At 46.1% G+C, this 19,388-nt stretch carries 21 protein-coding genes and 1 other annotated feature; of the genes, 19 read left to right on the top strand and 2 right to left on the bottom strand.

The window, feature by feature from the left end; translation table 11 throughout:
* Window positions 1–152 precede the first annotated feature (152 nt).
* The 14 genes from mreC to pheA all read left to right on the top strand — a co-directional run bounded on the left by mreC (window position 153) and on the right by pheA (window position 11,192).
* Entirely contained in the window at window positions 153–1,031 is an 879-nt protein-coding gene (gene mreC, locus AM506_RS03455) for a rod shape-determining protein MreC (protein WP_060670863.1), read from the top strand.
* Window positions 1,028–1,549, top strand: a complete 522-nt coding sequence (mreD, locus tag AM506_RS03450) for a rod shape-determining protein MreD (protein ID WP_060670861.1) — start codon at window positions 1,028–1,030, stop codon at window positions 1,547–1,549. The genes mreC and mreD overlap by 4 nt, the downstream gene beginning before the upstream one ends.
* Before the next feature lie 84 nt (window positions 1,550–1,633).
* Complete coding sequence (gene minC / locus AM506_RS03445; protein ID WP_060670859.1) at window positions 1,634–2,314, top strand: septum site-determining protein MinC; 681 nt, start codon at window positions 1,634–1,636, stop codon at window positions 2,312–2,314.
* Between the two features lies 1 nt (window position 2,315).
* A complete protein-coding gene (minD, locus tag AM506_RS03440) occupies window positions 2,316–3,119 on the top strand; it encodes a septum site-determining protein MinD (protein ID WP_060670857.1) in 804 nt (267 codons plus the stop codon).
* Between the two features lie 212 nt (window positions 3,120–3,331).
* Window positions 3,332–4,108 carry a M23 family metallopeptidase gene (locus tag AM506_RS03435; protein ID WP_060670855.1) on the top strand — a complete coding sequence of 259 codons (777 nt, stop codon included), beginning with the start codon at window positions 3,332–3,334 and terminating at the stop codon, window positions 4,106–4,108.
* Window positions 4,101–4,967, top strand: a complete 867-nt coding sequence (locus tag AM506_RS03430) for a M50 family metallopeptidase (protein WP_060670853.1) — start codon at window positions 4,101–4,103, stop codon at window positions 4,965–4,967. The genes AM506_RS03435 and AM506_RS03430 overlap by 8 nt, the downstream gene beginning before the upstream one ends.
* 99 nt (window positions 4,968–5,066) lie before the next feature.
* Window positions 5,067–6,512, top strand: coding sequence for an Rne/Rng family ribonuclease (locus AM506_RS03425; protein ID WP_060670851.1), 1,446 nt, complete (start codon window positions 5,067–5,069; stop codon window positions 6,510–6,512).
* Between the two features lie 67 nt (window positions 6,513–6,579).
* Window positions 6,580–6,658 (top strand) — a sequence feature (ribosomal protein L21 leader region).
* A 12-nt stretch (window positions 6,659–6,670) separates the two neighbouring features.
* Complete coding sequence (gene rplU / locus AM506_RS03420; protein ID WP_060670849.1) at window positions 6,671–6,979, top strand: 50S ribosomal protein L21; 309 nt, start codon at window positions 6,671–6,673, stop codon at window positions 6,977–6,979.
* Between the two features lie 11 nt (window positions 6,980–6,990).
* Window positions 6,991–7,326, top strand: a complete 336-nt coding sequence (locus AM506_RS03415; RefSeq protein WP_060670847.1) for a ribosomal-processing cysteine protease Prp — start codon at window positions 6,991–6,993, stop codon at window positions 7,324–7,326.
* Window positions 7,327–7,338: 12 nt separating this feature from the next.
* Window positions 7,339–7,629 carry a 50S ribosomal protein L27 gene (gene rpmA / locus AM506_RS03410; protein ID WP_034757227.1) on the top strand — a complete coding sequence of 97 codons (291 nt, stop codon included), beginning with the start codon at window positions 7,339–7,341 and terminating at the stop codon, window positions 7,627–7,629.
* A gap of 168 nt (window positions 7,630–7,797) precedes the next feature.
* On the top strand, window positions 7,798–8,328 hold the full coding sequence (locus AM506_RS03405; RefSeq protein ID WP_060670845.1) for a Spo0B C-terminal domain-containing protein: 531 nt from the start codon (window positions 7,798–7,800) through the stop codon (window positions 8,326–8,328).
* Window positions 8,329–8,365: 37 nt separating this feature from the next.
* Complete coding sequence (gene obgE, locus AM506_RS03400) at window positions 8,366–9,652, top strand: GTPase ObgE (protein ID WP_060670843.1); 1,287 nt, start codon at window positions 8,366–8,368, stop codon at window positions 9,650–9,652.
* 143 nt (window positions 9,653–9,795) lie between these two features.
* Window positions 9,796–10,251: an ACT domain-containing protein gene (locus AM506_RS03395; RefSeq protein WP_034757235.1), complete on the top strand. Its 456-nt coding sequence runs from the start codon at window positions 9,796–9,798 to the stop codon at window positions 10,249–10,251.
* A gap of 89 nt (window positions 10,252–10,340) precedes the next feature.
* Window positions 10,341–11,192 (top strand): prephenate dehydratase, encoded by an 852-nt coding sequence (gene pheA, locus AM506_RS03390; RefSeq protein WP_060670841.1) that lies wholly within the window; start codon window positions 10,341–10,343, stop codon window positions 11,190–11,192.
* Window positions 11,193–11,271: 79 nt separating this feature from the next.
* On the opposite strand, the gene AM506_RS03385 is transcribed toward pheA, so the two are convergent.
* Together AM506_RS03385 and AM506_RS03380 are read right to left on the bottom strand one after the other, a co-directional pair.
* Window positions 11,272–11,817, bottom strand: coding sequence for a transcription repressor NadR (locus AM506_RS03385; protein WP_060670839.1), 546 nt, complete (start codon window positions 11,815–11,817; stop codon window positions 11,272–11,274).
* A gap of 50 nt (window positions 11,818–11,867) precedes the next feature.
* Window positions 11,868–13,010 carry an IscS subfamily cysteine desulfurase gene (locus AM506_RS03380; protein ID WP_060670837.1) on the bottom strand — a complete coding sequence of 381 codons (1,143 nt, stop codon included), beginning with the start codon at window positions 13,008–13,010 and terminating at the stop codon, window positions 11,868–11,870.
* Window positions 13,011–13,134: 124 nt separating this feature from the next.
* Between AM506_RS03380 and nadB the strand changes: the two genes are divergently transcribed.
* From nadB to AM506_RS03355, 5 genes are all read left to right on the top strand, one after another.
* Window positions 13,135–14,724, top strand: a complete 1,590-nt coding sequence (gene nadB, locus AM506_RS03375) for an L-aspartate oxidase (RefSeq protein WP_060670835.1) — start codon at window positions 13,135–13,137, stop codon at window positions 14,722–14,724.
* Window positions 14,693–15,556 carry a carboxylating nicotinate-nucleotide diphosphorylase gene (gene nadC / locus AM506_RS03370; RefSeq protein WP_060670833.1) on the top strand — a complete coding sequence of 288 codons (864 nt, stop codon included), beginning with the start codon at window positions 14,693–14,695 and terminating at the stop codon, window positions 15,554–15,556. Before nadB ends, nadC begins: the two co-directional genes overlap by 32 nt.
* Window positions 15,540–16,646, top strand: coding sequence for a quinolinate synthase NadA (nadA, locus tag AM506_RS03365; RefSeq protein ID WP_060670831.1), 1,107 nt, complete (start codon window positions 15,540–15,542; stop codon window positions 16,644–16,646). The genes nadC and nadA overlap by 17 nt, the downstream gene beginning before the upstream one ends.
* A 158-nt stretch (window positions 16,647–16,804) precedes the next feature.
* Window positions 16,805–18,406, top strand: coding sequence for a SafA/ExsA family spore coat assembly protein (gene safA, locus AM506_RS03360; protein WP_060670829.1), 1,602 nt, complete (start codon window positions 16,805–16,807; stop codon window positions 18,404–18,406).
* Window positions 18,384–19,382 carry a phosphotransferase gene (locus AM506_RS03355; RefSeq protein ID WP_152968521.1) on the top strand — a complete coding sequence of 333 codons (999 nt, stop codon included), beginning with the start codon at window positions 18,384–18,386 and terminating at the stop codon, window positions 19,380–19,382. Before safA ends, AM506_RS03355 begins: the two co-directional genes overlap by 23 nt.
* The last annotated feature ends 6 nt before the right edge of the window (window positions 19,383–19,388 follow it).

The raw sequence follows: 19,388 nt of genomic DNA, 5'->3' as shown, positions 1-19,388 counted from the left end.
AATGGGGGACGTTTCCTTAAGGATGCAAGGGCAGCCTTAAGGCCGGCCCCATCTTTTTTCGGAGAACCATGAATATTTTGACGAATGATATCAAAAATAAACGATTTTTGATATAGTATTTACTAGAATGAGAAAAGGTTGAGGTGTACATCATGCCACAATTCTTCCTGAATAAACGTTTGATCATTCTGCTCGTCAGTGTCATTGTCCTGGTGGGATTAATCGGATTTTCTTTGCGGGACCGGGATAGCATCAGCTGGCCTGAGCAGTTTGTGAAAGACATGGTAGGATTCGGACAGTCATTGGTTTCAAAACCTGTCAATTATGTAGCCGGAGTTGTTGATAACGTTCAAGATCTTCAAAATACATATACAGAGAACGAAAAACTGAAAACGCGTTTGGATGAGTTAATCAAGCTTGAAACAAAAGTGAAGGACCTGAAACAGGATAACGATGAGCTACGGGCGGTCCTTGATAAGAAGGAGAACCTTCGCGCTTATAAAACGGTTCAGGCAACCGTCATTGCAAGAAATCCCGATCAGTGGCAGGAGCTCATCACCATCGATAAAGGTGAAGTGAACGGGATCCAATCGGATATGGCCGTCATCTCTTCAGCCGGATTGATCGGAAAGATTAAAAGTGTCAATGAATTTTCATCTACGGTCGAATTAATTTCGACAAATAATACAAAAAACCGGATTTCCACTGTCATCCAAAGTAAAGAGCAGGATATTAACGGGTGGATTGAAGGATACGACAATAAGAAAGAAGAAATTTTGGTGAAACGGATTTCCAACGATATGAAGGTCGAAAAAGGATCAAAAGTCATGACCTCAGGCCTTGGCGGCGTTTTCCCTAAAGGATTGGTCATCGGTGAAGTGAAGGAAGTCAAGCCGGATCAGTATGGTTTGACGCAAACGGCATATGTAAAGCCTGCTGCTGATTTCTATCATTTAGAGCATGTCATGGTCATCGATCGTGAAATTCAGGGTGTGACGGAAAAGGACGCGGTTGAGGAGGAAGAGCAATGATCAGCCGACTCCTCCTTCCGTTCATGACCTTGCTTTTCTTCTACAGCGAAAGTCTGTTTGTCCATCTTTTTCCAAGTGAAGAGTGGTTCGATCAGAAAATGATCGTTCCTCATTTCCTGATTATTGTGCTGTTCTTTATTTGTGCGTTTTATCAATACCGGACCGCACTCCTCTATGGGTTCATCTTTGGCTTCCTATTTGATATTTATTACACTGAAATCAACGGGATCTACCTGGTGTTATTCCCATTTGTCATTTTTCTGTCACATCAGATGATGAAGGTGTTACATAATAACCTCTTTGTGTTAGGGATCATCACCCTAGTGAATATTTCTGTTTTAGAATTTTTGGTTTACGAGATCAACCATATTATCAAGAGGACAGATTTGACGTTCATGCAGTTTGTGGACTGGCGTTTATGGCCGACATTGGTCCTGAATGTCCTGTTTTATATCATTCTTGCATTTCCATTTAGAAACTACCTTCTGAAAAAACGGAAAGAGTGGTTGGATGAATAAATTCAATTAGTAATTTTTTCATATAAAGAGGAAATGACACTGCTTATGTCGAATTTATAGACGACTGAGGTGAAAAATTGCGACATGAATAAGAAGCCAAATGTGATGATAAAAGGAACAAAAGAAGGACTGACTCTTCATCTCAACGATCAATGCTCGTTTCATGAATTGAAAAAGGAACTGGACGATAAGCTTTCCGCCCAATACAGGGAAACAGAAGGGACGCCTCTTTTGACGGTCAATATTCAAACAGGCAATCGGTACCTGGCAGAAGATCAAGTGGAAGAGTTGAAGGAGATCGTAAGACAAAAACGCAATTTAGTTGTAAACGAAGTATGGAGTAATGTCATAACGAAAAATGATGCAGAGAAACTCATAGATGAACGAAATATCGAAACCCTCACCGGGGTCGTCCGTTCGGGACAGGTCGTGGAAGTGTCCGGCGATATCCTCGTAGTAGGAGACGTCAATCCCGGGGGGAAGGTCCTCGCCGGGGGGAATATTTACATATTGGGTTCATTAAAAGGGATTGCCCATGCCGGCTGCAATGGAAATCATGAGTCGGTCATCGTGGCTTCGAAAATGCTCCCATCCCAGCTCCGGATCGCAGATTCCCTGAACCGTGCACCTGATCGGGTGGAGGAAGAGGATGACCGCGAAATGGAATGTGCGTATGTGGATGAAAGTGGGCAGATCGTTGTCGATCGATTACAAGTTTTGAAGCATCTTAGACCAAATATTACTAGTTTTAAAGGAGGAAGCTAATGTGGGTGAAGCCATAGTTGTTACTTCAGGTAAGGGTGGAGTGGGAAAGACGACTACTTCTGCCAATGTTGGTACAGCATTAGCTCTACAAGGCAAAAAGGTTTGTCTGATTGATACGGATATCGGCCTCAGGAATCTGGACGTGGTGATGGGCCTTGAAAACCGGATCATTTATGATTTAGTTGACGTAGTGGAGGGCAGATGTAAAATCCATCAGGCCCTTGTGAAAGACAAACGCTTCGAAGACAAATTATTCTTACTGCCTGCTGCTCAGACGAGTGATAAATCCGCTGTCAATCCTGAACAGATGAAAAAGCTGGTACTGGACTTAAAGCAAGACTATGATTATATCATTATCGACTGTCCTGCAGGAATTGAGCAGGGGTATAAGAACGCCGTTGCAGGAGCAGATCGCGCGATTGTCGTGACCACTCCGGAAATATCGGCAGTCCGTGATGCTGACCGGATCATCGGTCTTTTGGAGAAGGAGAACATCGAGCCTCCAAAATTGGTGATCAATCGTATCCGGAATCATATGATGAAAAACGGTGAAATGCTGGATGTGGATGAAATCACATCCCATCTTTCCATCGACCTTCTTGGAATCGTCGCCGATGATGACAATGTGATTAGATCATCCAATAAAGGTGAACCGATCGCACTTGATTCAACAAGTAAAGCGTCGATTTCTTACCGGAATATTGCGAGGCGGATCTTAGGTGAATCGGTCCCGCTGCAATCCCTGGAAGAAGAAAGAACGGGCGTCTTTATGAAAATTAAAAAGTTATTTGGTGTAAAAGCCTAAAGATATCCTCGGTCCCGGCAGGTCGCATGATGCGTCCTGCCGGGACTTTTTTATGTTCTGGATGAATATTCTGACGGGACAAGTCATACATTGTAGCAAAACATGTGTAATGGAATCTTGGTATGGATCTGACACCCGTTTGCCCATCAGCAGGAATGGACCAAGCCAATCACTGGTTATGAAACAATACCTTATAAAAAGGAATGGTGTACATGGGGAATCGAGCGGATGAAATACGGAAGCGGATAGCAAAACGAAAAAAAATGGCAGGGGCAGGCACAGGCGACAATCCCTCATACTTTCTGCCAAGTGATGAGGAACGCTATGGAATGGAGCGTCAGACAAGCTTTGAAGGAGGCCCTCCACCGGAAGGAGTCCATCCTCTTTTTAAGAAAGAAACCTTCATGCTGAAAATACTCGGGGCAGGGATCATGGTGTTGGTGACGGCCATCATGTTCAAAAGCCCAACTCCCTCATTCACTGACGCAAGAGCCGTTGTCATGAAGACGATGGATACGGAGTTCCAATTCGCCGCCATTTCCACCTGGTATGAAGATCAATTTGGAAAACCACTTGCTTTGTTGCCTGCAAGTGATTCCGGCAAAGAATCCGCGTCCGAACAAAGCGCTGAATATGCAAGGCCTGCTTCAGGGAAGGTCGTAGAAAACTTCAAGACCAATGGGCAGGGAATCATGCTGCAGACGGTCCTTGGTGAGGATGTAACGGCTATGAAGGGAGGTTTGGTTCTATTTGCAGGGAAAAAGGAGGAGCTGGGGAATACGGTGGTCATTCAACATGCGGACAAATCGGAATCGTGGTACGGCAATTTGGAATCGATTGATGTGAAGCAGTATGAATCAATCAAGAAGGGCTCTCTTGTAGGTAAGGTTTCATCGAGCAGTCAAGACGAAGCAACGGGTGAGTTTTATTTCGCCATTAAAATGGGTGATGAATTCATCGACCCGATCCAGGTGATGTCATTTGACTAATTTCATTTCACTACTGAAGAAGTTTTACGTCCATCCCTTGCTGTGGCTTGTCATCGGGATTGCCATCATGACGGCCCACTTCTTTGAACTGATCCTGCTCCTCATCATCATAACGATCCATGAACTGGGCCATGGGATCATGGCTCAATCCTTTTCCTGGAGGGTGAAAAGAATAGCCCTGCTACCCTTTGGGGGTGTCGCGGAGATGGATGAGCACGGGAACCGTTCTTTAATGGAAGAGTTCTGGGTGGTGGCGGCAGGCCCCCTGCAGCACGTCTGGCTTATTGCATTTGGCTTCGGTCTGTTGGAGTTTGGCGTGATCAGTCAGGATACCTTTTCGCTTTTTTTTCAGCTGAATATGATGGTGTTGCTGTTTAATCTCCTGCCTATCTGGCCGTTGGACGGGGGGAAGCTGGTTTCCCTGCTCCTTGCGAGGAAGTTGAATTATTTGAGGGCGTATGAATACACGCTCCTCTTTTCGTTTGGATTATTATTACTGTTCCACCTGGTTGTACTCATCATCGCTCCACTGCACCTGAATTTGTGGATCGTCCTGTCCTTCCTGTACTTCTCCCTTTGGGTCGACTGGAAGCAAAGGAGATATGCGTTTATGAAGTTTTTATTAGAGAGGTATTACGGGAAGAGCCATCAATTTGTGCAGCTGAGGCCGCTCCCCATTGAAAGTGATGAATCCATCTTGACGGTGGTGGAACGGTTTCAGCGGGGTGTGAAGCATCCCCTGGTTGTATTTGAAAAGGGGGTTGAAGTGGGGAAACTCGATGAGAACGAGCTGCTCCACGCCTTCTTTGCGGAAAAGATGACATCAGCCAAGACGAAGGATCTTCTTTACCTTTATTGACGAATGGATACGAACTGTATAAAGTAAGGGCATACTGGTAAAAGGGTTGAAATCAACCCTTTTTTCTTATGAGTTTTTCCGTGGGAAAGGGGTTTAGGTATGGAAGAAATGATTGTACACAGTAAGGGCAGGGAAAAACGGTGGGTACACCGTTCACATAATGAAATTATCGGTCTATATACATATCCGCCTGGAGAAGAAAGCTTAACGGGCAATATTTACTTGGGACGGGTCGTCAAGGTCCAAAAGGGACTCGGTGCGGCGTTTATCGATTTTGGGCAAGGAAAGAATGGTTACCTTCATGAAAAGGACTTTCCGCAAAATGTGAAAGCGTATCATGAGGGGAGCGATCCGACCCCGATCGGGAATTGTGTCCATGAAGGGGAAAAAATCATCGTTCAGGTTCTAAAGGATGAGATGGGGACGAAGGGTGCCAGATTGACCTCGGTCATTGAACTGAAGGGTGAACATCTGGTGTATATGCCAAAGGGCTATTATGTGGCGGTATCGAAAAAAGTGGATGAGGAAAATCGTAAGGTATTGAGGCGATTAGCACATGAGTGGAAACAAGGGGGAGAAGGCATTGTGATGCGCACCAACGCCTCAGGGGTGAAAGAGGCAGTGTTACAAGAAGAGGTGAACTCCCTGCGTGCACGCCATGAAAGGCTTGAGAGGGTATCGATTAGGGCGAAGTGTCCGTCCCTCCTGTCCCGGCAGGATACCTTCTATGAGGATCTCCACGAGTATTTGAAAAAAGGAGAGGGTGGGAAGATCGTCTTCGATGAGTATGACAGCCTTCTTCAGGTCGAGGAAATGAGCGGGGCGGGGATCAAAGAAAAATGGTCGTTCGAGCTTTATCAGGGTCATGAAAATATTTTTAAACATTATGACGTTTACTCGGCATGGGAAGACGCCCTGAAAAAAATAGTGTGGCTTCCGAACGGGGCCACTCTTGTCATCGAATCAACGGAAGCCATGACGGTTGTAGATGTCAATTCCGGAAAATTCACCGGGAAAGGCAACTTGGAGCAAACCATACTGGAGACGAATAAACTCGCGGCAGCAGAAATGGCGAAACAGCTTACGATCCGCAATTTAAGCGGGATGATCCTCATCGATTTCATTGATATGAAAAAGGACAGCCACCGCCAGGAAGTGATCGATGCTCTTTCAGAATCTCTCATTTCAGATCGGCAGCGTACAACGATTGTAGGGTTCACAAAACTCGGGATCCTTGAATTGACCCGGAAGAGGACCCGTCAGCCCCTTGCCAAATCCTTGACCCGGCCGTGCCCTGTATGTCAAGGTACGGGGAGGGAAATGAGTCCTGAGACGATGGCCTTCCAGCTTGAACGGGAGCTGTGGGAATGTGAAGGGATGGACGGCTCACGAATTGATGTGGAAGCGACCCGGGAAGTAGCGGAAATGTTTGCAGGGAAACAGGGCAGCCACATCGAGAGACTCCAGAAAGCATTGAATAAAGTGATCAACATTAAGGAAATCACTCACGATCATCCTTATTTCAGAATAACGAAGATCGTATGAATTTCTTGAATGTTATTGACAGTATATCGATTTATGTGATAGGATTCTAATGTTATTGATTGTAGCACCCGTGCTACAACCGCTCATTACAGGTACAAAAGCTTGGAGCAATCCAACACCTGTCATTGGCGAGTCTGAGTTTATAAGGAGGTGCGATTATGTACGCAATTATCGAAACAGGTGGTAAGCAAATCCGTGTAGAAGCTGGTCAAGCAATCTACATCGAAAAGCTTAACGGAGAACAAGGCGATACGGTAACTTTTGACAAAGTTCTATTCGTTGGTGGTGACGATGTGAAAGTAGGAAGTCCTTTAGTGGATGGAGCTACTGTAACAGCGAAAGTTGAAAAACAAGGCCGCGCGAAAAAGCTTGTAGTATTCAAATACAAAGCGAAAAAGAACTACCGTCGTAAGCAAGGTCACCGTCAACCTTACACTAAAGTTGTCATTGACGAAATCAACGCGTAAGGCGTGGTTACATGATTAACGTTTACGTAGAGCGTTCCTCCGGGAAAAGGATCCGTTCTTTCTCCATGGATGGACATGCTGATTTTGCCGAAAATGGGCAAGACATTGTCTGTGCAGGTGCTTCTGCTGTTTCATTCGGCAGTATTAATGCCATTATGGCGTTAACCGGTGTAGAACCGTCCATCGAGCAATCCTCTGATGGTGGATCCCTTCGCTGCGTCATCCCTGATGATCTTCCGGAAGAAACGGAGAGCAAGATTCAGCTGCTGCTCGACGGCATGCTTATCAGCCTCCAGACGATTGAAAGAGACTATAGTGATTTTATTAAAATAACCTTCAAAAAGTAGGAGGTGGAACAGATGTTAAGATTAGACCTTCAGTTTTTTGCGTCCAAAAAAGGAGTAGGTTCGACTAAGAATGGTCGTGACTCTATCTCAAAGCGCCTTGGTGCTAAGCGTGCAGACGGTCAAATGGTTTCTGGTGGATCAATTCTTTACCGTCAACGCGGTACGAAAATTTATCCAGGCCTAAACGTCGGCCGTGGCGGCGACGATACACTTTTCGCTAAAACCGACGGTGTTGTTCGTTTCGAACGCATGGGTCGTGACAAGAAAAAAGTGAGCGTATACCCAGTTGCGAATGAAGCTTAATCGCATATCTTTAACGAAAACTCTAACCGACTTTCGGTTAGAGTTTTATTTTTATCAAAGGTATATGTCCGATTTTCATTCACATACACCAATTTCACAGAAACAATATACGCACGACGCCCATCTTTGATATACTTACAGGTAGCACTTAAGTATAGGAGTTAGATTATGAGCGAAAATTGGGGTGTAGTCGAGGCGTTAAGGCATGCCCGCCACGACTGGATGAATGATTTGCAATTAATTAAAGGGAATCTGGACCTTGGCCGTGTGGAGCGGGCGAAACAGGTCATCGAGGAAATGGTCCTTGTTGCACAAAATGAATCTAAGCTTTCGAATGTAAAGCTTCCATTGCTGGCAGAATGGATATTAACCTATAATTGGTCAAGACATTTGATTAAGCTGGATTTTGAAGTCCTTCGACTCGAGCCCCACCGGCTTGAAGATCAAAGACTTTACAACTGGTGCAAGGAGTTTCTGGAATTCCTTGAATCAAATGTAATGAACAATGTAGAAAATCAGTTATCCATAATACTTGACATTACTAAAGAACAATCCCGTTTTATATTTGATTTCACAGGTATACTAAAGAGTACAAGCTTAGTGGAAGACTGGATCAAAAATCAACGATCAAACGGAGAAAATATAGAAATAGAACAACTGCAAGAAGAGGTTCTTGTCGTTCATGTAATCGCTGAATAAATTGAAGCGATTGCAGTGATAAGTTAGGAGTGAAAGTATGTTTATAGATCAGGTCAAGGTTTATACAAAGGGCGGTGACGGAGGAAACGGTATGGTTGCCTTCCGTCGTGAGAAATATGTACCTAAAGGTGGTCCCGCCGGTGGAGATGGCGGTCACGGTGCAGACGTTATTTTCGAAGTGGATGAAGGCTTAAGAACGTTAATGGATTTCCGCTATCAGCGTCACTTCAAGGCACCTCGTGGAGAGCACGGGATGAGTAAGAATCAGCATGGACGCAATGCAGAGGATATGGTTGTCAAGGTTCCACCCGGGACAGTGGTGAAGGACGATGATACAGGTGAAACGATTGCCGACCTTGTGCAGCATGGTCAACGTGCAGTGATCACAAAAGGCGGACGCGGAGGAAGAGGGAATTCCCGCTTTGCTACGCCTGCGAATCCTGCACCCGAGCTTTCTGAGAAGGGTGAGCCGGGTCAAGAGCGTTATATCGTGATGGAATTAAAGCTTCTCGCTGATGTTGGATTGGTAGGATTCCCGAGTGTCGGGAAATCAACGCTCCTTTCCGTTGTATCGGCAGCGAAGCCAAAGATCGCTTCCTACCATTTCACTACGATCGTACCTAATTTAGGAATGGTGGAAACGGGAGATGGAAGAAGCTTCGTCATGGCCGACCTTCCAGGATTGATTGAAGGTGCCCATGAAGGCGTAGGACTCGGACATCAATTCCTTCGTCATATTGAACGTACGCGCGTCATTGTGCACGTCATCGATATGAGCGGTATGGAAGGAAGGGATCCATACGAGGATTACCTGACGATCAATGAAGAGCTTAAGCAGTACAATCTTCGTTTAACCGAGCGTCCGCAAATCATCGTTGCCAACAAAATGGACATGCCGGATTCGGAAGAGAATCTGAAGGTCTTCAAAGAGAAACTTCAGGAAGAGTATCCTGTGTTCCCGATTTCAGCAGTTACTCGACAAGGTCTCGCTGAGTTGTTGTATGCCGTTGCGGATAAAGTGGAGACAACAGCTGAATTCCCGATCCATGAAGAAGAAGAGACGGGTATTCACCGGGTTCTTTACAAGCATGAAGAGGAAGAAAAAGAATTCGAAATCACGCGTGATCCTGATGGTACATTCGTCGTCGGCGGTGCGAAAATTGAACGCTTGTTCAAAATGACGGACTTCTCACGTGAAGATTCCGCAAGACGTTTCGCGAGACAGCTTCGCTCGTATGGTGTAGATGATGCCCTCCGTGAACGTGGTGCCAAAAATGGCGATACGATCCGCTTGATAAAATATGAGTTCGAATTTGTAGATTAAGTTTCATCCTTTATCTATTCAGAGGAAATGACAGGTGGCGGCTGAAATCTGCCGCCACCTGTTCTACAATAGAAAGCGAAAGCGGTTTTATACGGGGCTAGCTGCCTCGAACCTCTACAGTCAGACAATTGGAGGAATAGTCATTGGGGAAAAAATTTCAAGAAGGCAAGTTTTATTTAGTGCGTGAAGACGTGCTGCCGGAAGCGATGAAGAAGACCCTGGATGCAAAAGAATTAATTGAAAGGGGCAAGGCGGATTCGGTCTGGGAAGCGGTCCACCGGGTCGATTTGAGCCGGAGCGCCTTTTACAAATACCGGGATACGGTATTTCCTTTCCACACCATCGTGAAGGAACGGATCATTACACTGTTCTTTCATTTGGAGGACCGGTCAGGGACGTTGTCTCATCTATTAAGTGAAACAGCCAAGCATGGTTGCAATATATTGACGATCCATCAGACGATTCCGCTGCAGGGAAGAGCGAATGTCACACTTTCCTTGAACGTAACGGACCTCACGATCGGATTGGAAGACTTACTCTCAAAGCTCCGTCGTTTGGAATTTGTCGAGAAAGTGGAAGTGTTGGGTTCAGGAGCCTGACACTTCTTTTTTTATAGAAAACCTTCCCCTTTGCTCATATACGTGTTAGAATGTTCAATAAATTTCAAGTGAGCGAGAGGAAGATCAGAGTGAAGATTGCATATTTAGGACCACAGGCTTCCTTTACAGATTTAGCCGTCAAGAAGGCTTTTCCTGATGAAGAAACGGTTTCGTATGTGACGATACCCGATTGCATCGAGGCGGTGATCGAGAATGAAGTGGATTACGCGGTTGTGCCATTAGAAAATGCCCTGGAAGGCTCGGTACATATTACGGTGGATTATTTGTTTCATGAAGCGAACTTAGCGATTGTCGCTGAATTGACGTCCGCCATTCAGCAGCACTTAATGATACATCCGGCGTGGAGTGACAGTGAAGAAGAGATCGGGAAAGTCCTTTCCCATTCCCACGCACTCGCGCAGTGTCATAAATTTCTACATAAACAGTTTCGCGGGGTACCCCTGGAACAGACGACGAGTACGGCTGCCGCCGCTAAATTCGTGAGTGAGAATCCTGATTCATTCCTTGGTGCGATTGGGAACGAGCTGGCAGCAGAAAAATACGGGTTGAACATCCTGCATGAGAACATTCATGATTTTGCCTATAATCATACCAGGTTCATCGTCTTACATAAGACACCGGATCCACTGACTCTGCCCCAGGAAAAGAACATGGAAAAGACAACCTTGATGGTGACTCTTCCAAAGGATCGATCGGGCGCCCTTCATCAGGTATTGTCCACATTTGCCTGGAGACAGCTGAACTTGAGTAAAATCGAATCAAGACCGCTGAAAACGGGACTCGGTGATTATTTCTTCTTAATTGATGTGGCTCATGAAATGGATGATGTCCTTCTTCCGGGAGCGATCAGTGAAATGGAAGCCCTCGGATGCACAGTGAAAATGATCGGGACGTATTCTTCCTATTTATTGGATAACTAAAGAAAAAAGGCAGATCCCTTGTGGATTCTGCCTTTTTTTTGTGGGCTTGCCCTCATGAAAGGATATGCGGCTGTCAGTCCTATAGATCACTCTGAATCAAAAAGCCGGCTTCACGGAGCGCATTTTCTGCATTATCCAGGGTTTGTTCCGTTTGGGCCATTAATGTATGTAAATGGACACCGTCGGTCAATTCTGATAAAAAGGATGCCCCGGTTTCATCAATCTTCTTCATGAATTGCTCCACTTCTTTGCGGTTCGACACCATGATTGAAGCGGTCAGATCACCATACACACCGTGTTCGATCTTGACATCCTTGACTGTGACCCCGTGATCGACAAGCAAAAAGAGTTCTTCTTCCGACCGGTGAGGTTGATGCTTGCAAGCAACCGTCCGTTCAATCATCGTATCCTGATTCGAGGCGGGCATATACAAGTAGCCTTGGCTCGTCGCGATGATGGGTTCGCCTTTTGCTTTCAATAGGGTGATGTCACTTACGATCACCTGCCGGCTGACATTGGTCTGCTTCGCGAGCTCCCCACCTGTAATCGGGGAGAGCTTTGTCATTAGTTTATCAAGGATCCACTGTCTTCTTTCTTCTCCCAGGATCTTTTTTCCTGCCACCATTATCTCCTCCGTCCCCAATCGATATAGGAAATCATATCACAACCGGCTCTTCAAGTTAAGGGAGAGCTTAGAGACGCATGGATGTCAGACAATGCGCGGATCAATTCTGTTATTTGTTCTTCCCTTGTATCCCTTCCGAATGATATCCGGATGAATTCTTTTCCAGCTCTTTGACTGACACCCATACTCTTAAGGGTCTTGGGTAAGTCCTCGGAACCGGCACCGCATGCACTGCCGGTGGAAATCCCCATGCCGCGCCTGTTGCATTCAAGCATGAGCCACTGTCCCTCAATTCCGTGGATGCCGAGGCCGATGACATGTGGCAGCTGTGCATGTGAGGGTCCTTCATAAAGAGTGTACCGGCCGGGCAGCAGTTCTTCCAGTCCCGTTAAAAAATGTGTTCTCATCCCCATGTAATGGGATGTTGCAAAGGAATGGTGGGACAGGTCAGCGGCTGTCACAAATCCCGCTATCCCCGGAAGGTTCACCGTTCCCCCCCTGAATCCGTCTTCATGAGTCTGTCCAGGTATCATGGGAGTGATGTCCAGGGCTGGATTGATATAAAATGCGCCGACTCCTTTTGGACCGTAAATCTTATGAGATGAAAGGGTGAAGCTGTCGACCTTGGAAGTGACATCCGTAACGTCCATTTTCCCGAATGATTGAACCATATCGCTGTGAAGGAGGATATCACAATCTCTCAGTAGATCATGAATGGCATGGAGTGGCTGGATCGTTCCGATTTCTCCATTGACGTGTCCGATGCTCACAACGGTCGTCTGTTCCGAAAGCGATTCTTTGATCATTTGAGGCTCGATCTGGCCATCAGAAGTCAAAGGGATCTTCGTGACTGTAAAGCCCAGCCCCTGGAGAAAAGCGGCTGAGGAATGAATGGAGGAATGCTCGGCTCCTCCGATGATGATGTGTTTTCCTTTTTTTTGTCTGCTTAATGCCAGTGTGACAAGGGCTATATGGTTCCCTTCCGTCCCACCGGAAGTAAAGTGAATCCCTTTAGAAGGGACACCGAGGAGCGCAGCCAATTTTTCTCTGCATTTTGTAAGGAGGAGCCCCGCTTTCCCTCCGATATCGTGAAGACTGCTCGGGTTGCCCCAGAACTCTTCACTTACGGTCCGGAACACGTGTAAACTCTCAGCATCTACAGGGGTTGTAGCAGCATAATCAAAATAGTTCATTATATAACCTGCCTTTAATGGGAATTGTCTGAATATATGACTCTTGTAAAAAACTCTTGTCATTAGTTTAATTATGTGTAAATATATGTGTCAAGACACCTGTAAATAATCAGGAGGGTTTTTGATGGAAAAAACCGATATTATCATCGTAGGAAGTGGCATTGCTGCTTTGCAATTGGCACGCAGACTTCAAGATCATTTTTATGTGATGATTATCACAAAGGATGAAATCGAAAGTGGTAACTCGTATCTCGCTCAAGGCGGGGTCGCGGCACCTATAGGTCTGAAGGATTCCGTCCATTCCCATTTAAAGGATACATTGGAAGCAGGGTGCTATCACCAGCTTGAAGACAGTGTGAAAGAACTCCTAGTAGATGGAAAACGGATCGTGGAATCCCTGGTGAATGAGGGGGCACCTTTCGATCGGGAAGACGATGGGAGCCTTTCTCTCGGAATGGAGGGGGCACATAGTGAATATCGCATCCTTCATAGCGGGGGAGATCAGACGGGGAAATTTTTAATGAACCATTTATTGAAATCCCTTTCACGGGAAAAGGTTCAATTCGTGGAACGGGAAATGGTGTACGAACTTGTCAAAAATGACAGGGGGCAATGCTGCGGAGTGAAGACCAAGGATAAAGATGACGCCATCCGCTTTTACTATGCTCCTCATATTGTTCTCGCAACGGGTGGGATCGGTGGGTTATATCCGTCTACATCCAATCATCCGTCCGTAACGGGAGATGGGATGGCCCTTGCCTTTCTTGCAGGAGCAAAGCTTTCGGATATGGAGTTCATTCAGTTTCATCCGACGCTCCTTTGGTCGGATGGGAAAACATGCGGTCTGATTTCAGAAGCGGTGAGAGGAGAGGGAGCCATACTCCTCAATGATGCGGGGAAACGGATCATGGAGGGCGTTGATCCCCTCATGGAACTTGCCCCCCGGCATATTGTGGCCGAGTGTATTTATAAGGAACGAAGAAAAGGAAGAAATGTGTATCTGGATATTAGTAGAATAGAAGATTTTCAAGGGAAATTCCCTTCTATTTTCGCCCTCTGCTCAAAACATCATATTTCCATTGAGGCAGGGAGGATCCCTGTTTCTCCGGGATGTCATTTTATGATGGGAGGAATCGTGACCGATCGTGTGGGAAGGACCAATATCCCAGGACTGTATGCCATCGGGGAAGTTGCTTGCAGCGGTATTCACGGGGCGAATCGCCTGGCGAGCAATTCATTGTTGGAAGGGTTGGTGTACGGGGAGCGTCTGGGTGAATATTTGATAGAGAGTGGAGTTCGTTCCTCTGCGCTTGTCTATTCCCCATTCGACCGGATCGTCGAGGGGGAACCCATATCGATTCCTTTTCATGCAGACGAATTAAAAGAAGGAATGATGAATCACGTCGGAATCATACGGAAGGAAGAAGGCTTATCCGCTCATTTGGAGTGGTTAAACGAACAGCCTCTTACCTTTCATGAGCATATTGATTTTAATTCACGTGAAGAAATTCACTTGTATTTCATGTGGGTTGTAAGCCTTCTTGTTACAGAGTCTGCGTTATTAAGGACAGAAAGCAGGGGAGGTCACATCCGGTCAGATTTCCCGATGGAAGATAATGCAGGATGGTTGAAACGGAAAATGGTTCTACAAAAAAATGAAGGGCGATTGAGGGTGGACGATCATGAACAAAATGAAACTAAAATCTATGCTTGAAACATTTTACCGGGAAGATCTTGGTGACGGAGATTTGTCGTCTGAAATCCTGTTCAGAAAAAGCGATCAAGGCTCCTTTTCACTATTCATGAAAGAACAGGGCATTTTTTGTGGGAGGGATGTGATTGAGATCGGCTTCTCCCTTTTTGGTCCCACGGTCGATATCGAGATGTTCGTTGAAGATGGTGAATGGGTGGAAGCGGGTCGGTCAATTGCTGAAATCCGTGGTCCTATGGGGAATCTCCTCCAGGGGGAACGGGTTATCCTCAATCTGATCCAGCGTATGAGCGGTATTGCAACGGAAACGTACCGGGCGGTGGAACACGTGAGGGGCACCGGGGTCCGGCTTTGTGATACACGGAAAACGACGCCGGGACTCCGGATGCTTGAGAAATACGCTGTAAGGACCGGCGGCGGGTTCAACCACAGAAACGGTCTATATGATGCTGTCATGCTAAAGGATAATCACATTTCTTTCACCGGGTCGATCACTCAGGCTGTGAAGCAGGTGAAAAAGCAAATCGGTCATATGGTGAAGGTGGAAGTGGAAATTGAAACGAAAGAACAATTATTGGAAGCGATTGAGGCAGGGGCAGATGTCATCATGTTCGATAACTGTACTCCGTCGACGATTAAGGAGTGGATCCCGCTTGTACCGTCTCATATCGTGACGGAAGCATCGGGCGGGATCACCAGGGAGAGTCTTCATGCTTATGCGGAGACAGGGGTGCATTATATCTCCCTCGGGTACTTGACGCATTCTGTGAAATCACTCGATATCAGTGCAAGAGTAGGAATAGGGAAGGGGTATGAACATGGGGTTACTCGATGAATTAACGAAAGAAACGAACGTCCTGCCTGAATCATTCACGAGCCTCTCGACCGTCGAGATGGAAAACAGAGTGAGGGAAATCAAGCTGCAGTTAGGAAAGAAGCTTTTCATTCCCGGGCATCATTATCAAAAAGACGAAGTGATCCAATTTGCTGATGCCGTTGGTGATTCCCTTCAGCTTGCCCAACTGTCCGCTGAGAATAAAGAGGCGGAGTTCATTGTGTTTTGCGGTGTTCATTTCATGGCTGAAACAGCAGACATCTTGACGGAGGATAATCAAGTGGTCATCTTGCCGGATATGAGGGCCGGATGTTCCATGGCGGATATGGCAGACATTTATCAGACGGAAAAGGCGTGGGGGAAGCTCATGGAGATGTTCGGTGACAGCATCATCCCCCTTACCTATGTGAATTCGACTGCGGCCATCAAAAGTTTTGTCGGAAGAAATGGGGGAGCCACGGTTACGTCATCCAATGCCCATAAAATGGTAGAGTGGGCATTAGGTGAGAAACAAAGGATCCTTTTCCTGCCTGATCAGCATTTAGGACGTAATACGGCGGCTGATCTTGGTGTTTCCTTAAGCGAAATGGCCGTATGGGATCCCATTCAAAACGAATTGGTCTATGATGGCGACTTGGAAGAAGTGAAAGTGATCCTCTGGAAAGGACATTGCTCGGTGCATGAAAATTTCACTGTGAAAAATATCGGGGATATCCGTGAGAATCATCCTGACATGAAAATCATCGTTCATCCTGAATGCCGCCGGGAAGTCGTCGAGAAGTCCGATTTGAATGGCAGCACAAAATACATTATTGAAACGATTGAACAATCACCTCCCGGATCTGCCTTTGCCATCGGTACTGAGATGAATCTCGTGAAAAGGCTGATCCATCAACATCCGGATAAACAGATCGTTTCCCTGAATCCGTATATGTGCCCTTGCTTGACGATGAACCGGATCGATTTACCACATCTCCTTTGGTCATTGAAAAAAATAATGGATGGAAATCCGGAAAATATCATCAAGGTGGATGCAGATGTCTCGAAAAATGCAGTCTTCGCTTTAGAACGCATGCTGACACGTGCTTGATGCCTCTCTTTATAAAAATGAACAAGCTGAAATATACCGTCCCCATCTTGGGAACGGTATATTTTTTTTGCATATCTCATAAGTTTTTATGTAGATGATTAGCAATTTGCCTATCTTGTCATAGGATATATAGACTTATGCCTGAGGAGGGAAAAAGAGTGAAAATCCATATCGTTCAAAAAGGGGATACTCTTTGGAAGATCGCCAAGAAGTATGGCGTGAATTTCGAAGAATTAAAACAGATGAATGCCCAGCTTTCAAATCCCGATATGATCATGCCCGGCATGAAAATAAAAGTGCCGACTACAGGCGGAACCGTAAAGAAAGAGACACAAATCAAATACGGGTCCAAAGAGATGCCTAAGAAGGAGATGCCTAAAGCAGAGCATCCATTCAAAGAGCAGAAGCCTATGGCCATGCCGGTCGAAGAACCAAAGAAAGAAATGCCGAAAGAAGTACAAAAGCCTTTTGCACCAAAAATGCCGAAACCAGTGGTACCGGAAATTGATATTAACAACTATTACATGATGAATATGGCAAACATGCAAGTGCAGCAGCCAAAGCAACAGGCCAAACCAATGCCAAAACCAAAATCACCGCCTAAACCTACCAACGTACTCCCTAAAGCAAAAGAACAGCCAAAGCAGATGCCAAAACCAAAGCAGGAAGCCGTAAAAGGTGTTCAAGAAGAAGAAAGCTTACAAATGCCATCACAACCACAAGGAGGGAACACCCAGCCTATGTATTATAACCCGAATAATTGCTTACCTGTATCACCGGTCATGCCAGGATCAGGTTTCTGTCCGCCACATGGAGGAATGCATCCAGGAGCAGGTTATGGAATGCCGATGGGTCAAGGGATGCCAATGGGTCAAGGAATGCCTATGGGACCTGGCAGTCAGGTTCAAGGTGCTCAATCGATGCCTGGAATGCAGAACATGCCGATGATGCCACAAATGGGGTATGACGAAGAGTCGTCTTCTGTTATGCCATATATGCCTCAAGGACAAATGCCGATGCAGCAGCCTATGCAGATGCCGATGCATATGCAGCAACCGATGCAAATGCCGATGCAGCAGCCGATGGGTCAGCCGTCAGGAGTAATGGGTGCATCCGAAGAGAACTTCCCAACGGCTCAAATGCCGCAGCAACAGGCTCCATACATGCCGTATCCACAGAACTGCTATCCGGTCTCCCCAGTCATGCCGGGTCCTGGATTCCAAGGCGGCGGAATGCCTGGCGGGTATCCGATGGGACCAGGAGGCCAGGTTCAGGGAGCGATGTCGGAAGAGTCGCCTTCCATGGGCGGATATCAAATGCCGATGGGCCAACCGTCCAATGTGATGGGAGCACAGTATCAAACGCCAATGGGTCAGCCATCGAATGTGATGGGAGCAAGTGACCAGGGGGATTGCGGATGTGGTGGACCGAAATCAGGTCAAATGATGCATCAACCGATGATGCCGCAGCAAATGCCTCAAGGAATGCAACAGCCATACGGCTTCGGTCCGGGAATGATGGGTCAGGGAATGCCTGGTCAAGGAATGCCGATGGGACCTCAAGGTCAGGGAATGGGAATGCCGATGGGCCCTCAGGGGATGCCAATGGGACCTCAAGGCCAGGGAATGGGAATGCCGATGGGCCCTCAAGGAATGCCAATGGGACCTCAAGGCCAGGGAATGCAAATGGGATCACCGGGAATGTTCGGTCCAAGAGCATTTAGCATGCCGAATTTCAATGACGATGATTTTGAGGGATAAGATGCATGCACGAGGGGACGATTATTCACATCGTCTCCTTTCTTTTTTGCGATATAAATTAAATGATCCCGGGGCATCCCTGAAAGTGATTAAAGAAGGGAAATGGGTGCTGAAAAGCCATGGGAGTAAATGGTTCGTCAAACGATTTCCCAGTCAGTTGAAGTTCCTGCTTCAGGAACGGTTGATATCAACTCTATTAAGTGAAAAGTTTTATCATGTCCTGCCGTTTCACCCCATTCATGAACGGGAACTTTTATTGTTCGAAGGATCTCCTATCGGTATTACGATGTGGCTGGAAACTTCGAGGGCCATTCAATACGACCAGGCGGATGACAGAGAAGATGCATTGCTCGTAATGAAAAAGTTTCATGCCGTTTCGAAAAGGATCCATGGTTCATGGACAGAAGAGATCCCTCATTATCATTGGCTGAAAAAATGGAAAAAACGGCTGATGCAGTTTCAATATAATCTCCCCTATTTGCAGGCATTCATTCAGCCCTATTATTTGTATACGTATTTAGAATGGGGGAAATGGGCATTAAAAGAATTAAAATCGGTCGGCATTCATGAATATGGAGACTGCATCACACATGGAGATGTGGCGCATCATAATTTTTTAAGGGGAAAGAATGGGACTGTCTATTTGATTGACTTCGATCTCATGTCACTCTCTACGGAAATAACGGACGATCTCCAGTATTGCAATCGGATCTTGCCCTATTTAAATTGGTCCCTCGGTGGTATCAAAGAAATGGGACCGTTCCATACTTATCGTGATCATCTCATCTTTCACATTGCATTGATGTATCCATCCGATGTATTCAGGGAGTGGAACCGCTTCATCAGGGAAGATCAATCGTATAAACAGCGGGTATGGGGATATTTAACGAACTTGACGATCCAGCAATTTTCCAAGCGGATGCAATTTAATCAGGAACTGCATGGAGAAGTGAAAAGGATCAATACCCAATTGTAGGGGATG

The sequence above is a fragment of the Rossellomorea vietnamensis genome (genome assembly GCF_001305855.1).
Classification (GTDB): domain Bacteria; phylum Bacillota; class Bacilli; order Bacillales; family Bacillaceae_B; genus Rossellomorea; species Rossellomorea vietnamensis_A.
The sequence above is the reverse complement of the archived record's forward strand: the minus strand, read 5'-3'. Positions and strand labels throughout refer to the sequence as shown.

Excerpts from the sequence above, each read along its gene's own strand:
- mreC (WP_060670863.1), top strand. The coding sequence starts at position 153 with ATGCCACAATTCTTCCTGAATAAACGTTTGATCATTCTGCTCGTCAGT.
- mreD (WP_060670861.1), top strand. The coding sequence starts at position 1,028 with ATGATCAGCCGACTCCTCCTTCCGTTCATGACCTTGCTTTTCTTCTAC.
- minC (WP_060670859.1), top strand. The coding sequence starts at position 1,634 with ATGAATAAGAAGCCAAATGTGATGATAAAAGGAACAAAAGAAGGACTG.
- AM506_RS03435 (WP_060670855.1), top strand. The coding sequence starts at position 3,332 with ATGGGGAATCGAGCGGATGAAATACGGAAGCGGATAGCAAAACGAAAA.
- AM506_RS03425 (WP_060670851.1), top strand. The coding sequence starts at position 5,067 with ATGGAAGAAATGATTGTACACAGTAAGGGCAGGGAAAAACGGTGGGTA.
- rplU (WP_060670849.1), top strand. The coding sequence starts at position 6,671 with ATGTACGCAATTATCGAAACAGGTGGTAAGCAAATCCGTGTAGAAGCT.
- AM506_RS03415 (WP_060670847.1), top strand. The coding sequence starts at position 6,991 with ATGATTAACGTTTACGTAGAGCGTTCCTCCGGGAAAAGGATCCGTTCT.
- rpmA (WP_034757227.1), top strand. The coding sequence starts at position 7,339 with ATGTTAAGATTAGACCTTCAGTTTTTTGCGTCCAAAAAAGGAGTAGGT.
- AM506_RS03405 (WP_060670845.1), top strand. The coding sequence starts at position 7,798 with ATGAGCGAAAATTGGGGTGTAGTCGAGGCGTTAAGGCATGCCCGCCAC.
- obgE (WP_060670843.1), top strand. The coding sequence starts at position 8,366 with ATGTTTATAGATCAGGTCAAGGTTTATACAAAGGGCGGTGACGGAGGA.
- AM506_RS03385 (WP_060670839.1), bottom strand. The coding sequence starts at position 11,817 with ATGGTGGCAGGAAAAAAGATCCTGGGAGAAGAAAGAAGACAGTGGATC.
- AM506_RS03380 (WP_060670837.1), bottom strand. The coding sequence starts at position 13,010 with ATGAACTATTTTGATTATGCTGCTACAACCCCTGTAGATGCTGAGAGT.
- nadB (WP_060670835.1), top strand. The coding sequence starts at position 13,135 with ATGGAAAAAACCGATATTATCATCGTAGGAAGTGGCATTGCTGCTTTG.
- nadC (WP_060670833.1), top strand. The coding sequence starts at position 14,693 with ATGAACAAAATGAAACTAAAATCTATGCTTGAAACATTTTACCGGGAA.
- nadA (WP_060670831.1), top strand. The coding sequence starts at position 15,540 with ATGGGGTTACTCGATGAATTAACGAAAGAAACGAACGTCCTGCCTGAA.
- AM506_RS03355 (WP_152968521.1), top strand. The coding sequence starts at position 18,384 with ATGACGATGATTTTGAGGGATAAGATGCATGCACGAGGGGACGATTAT.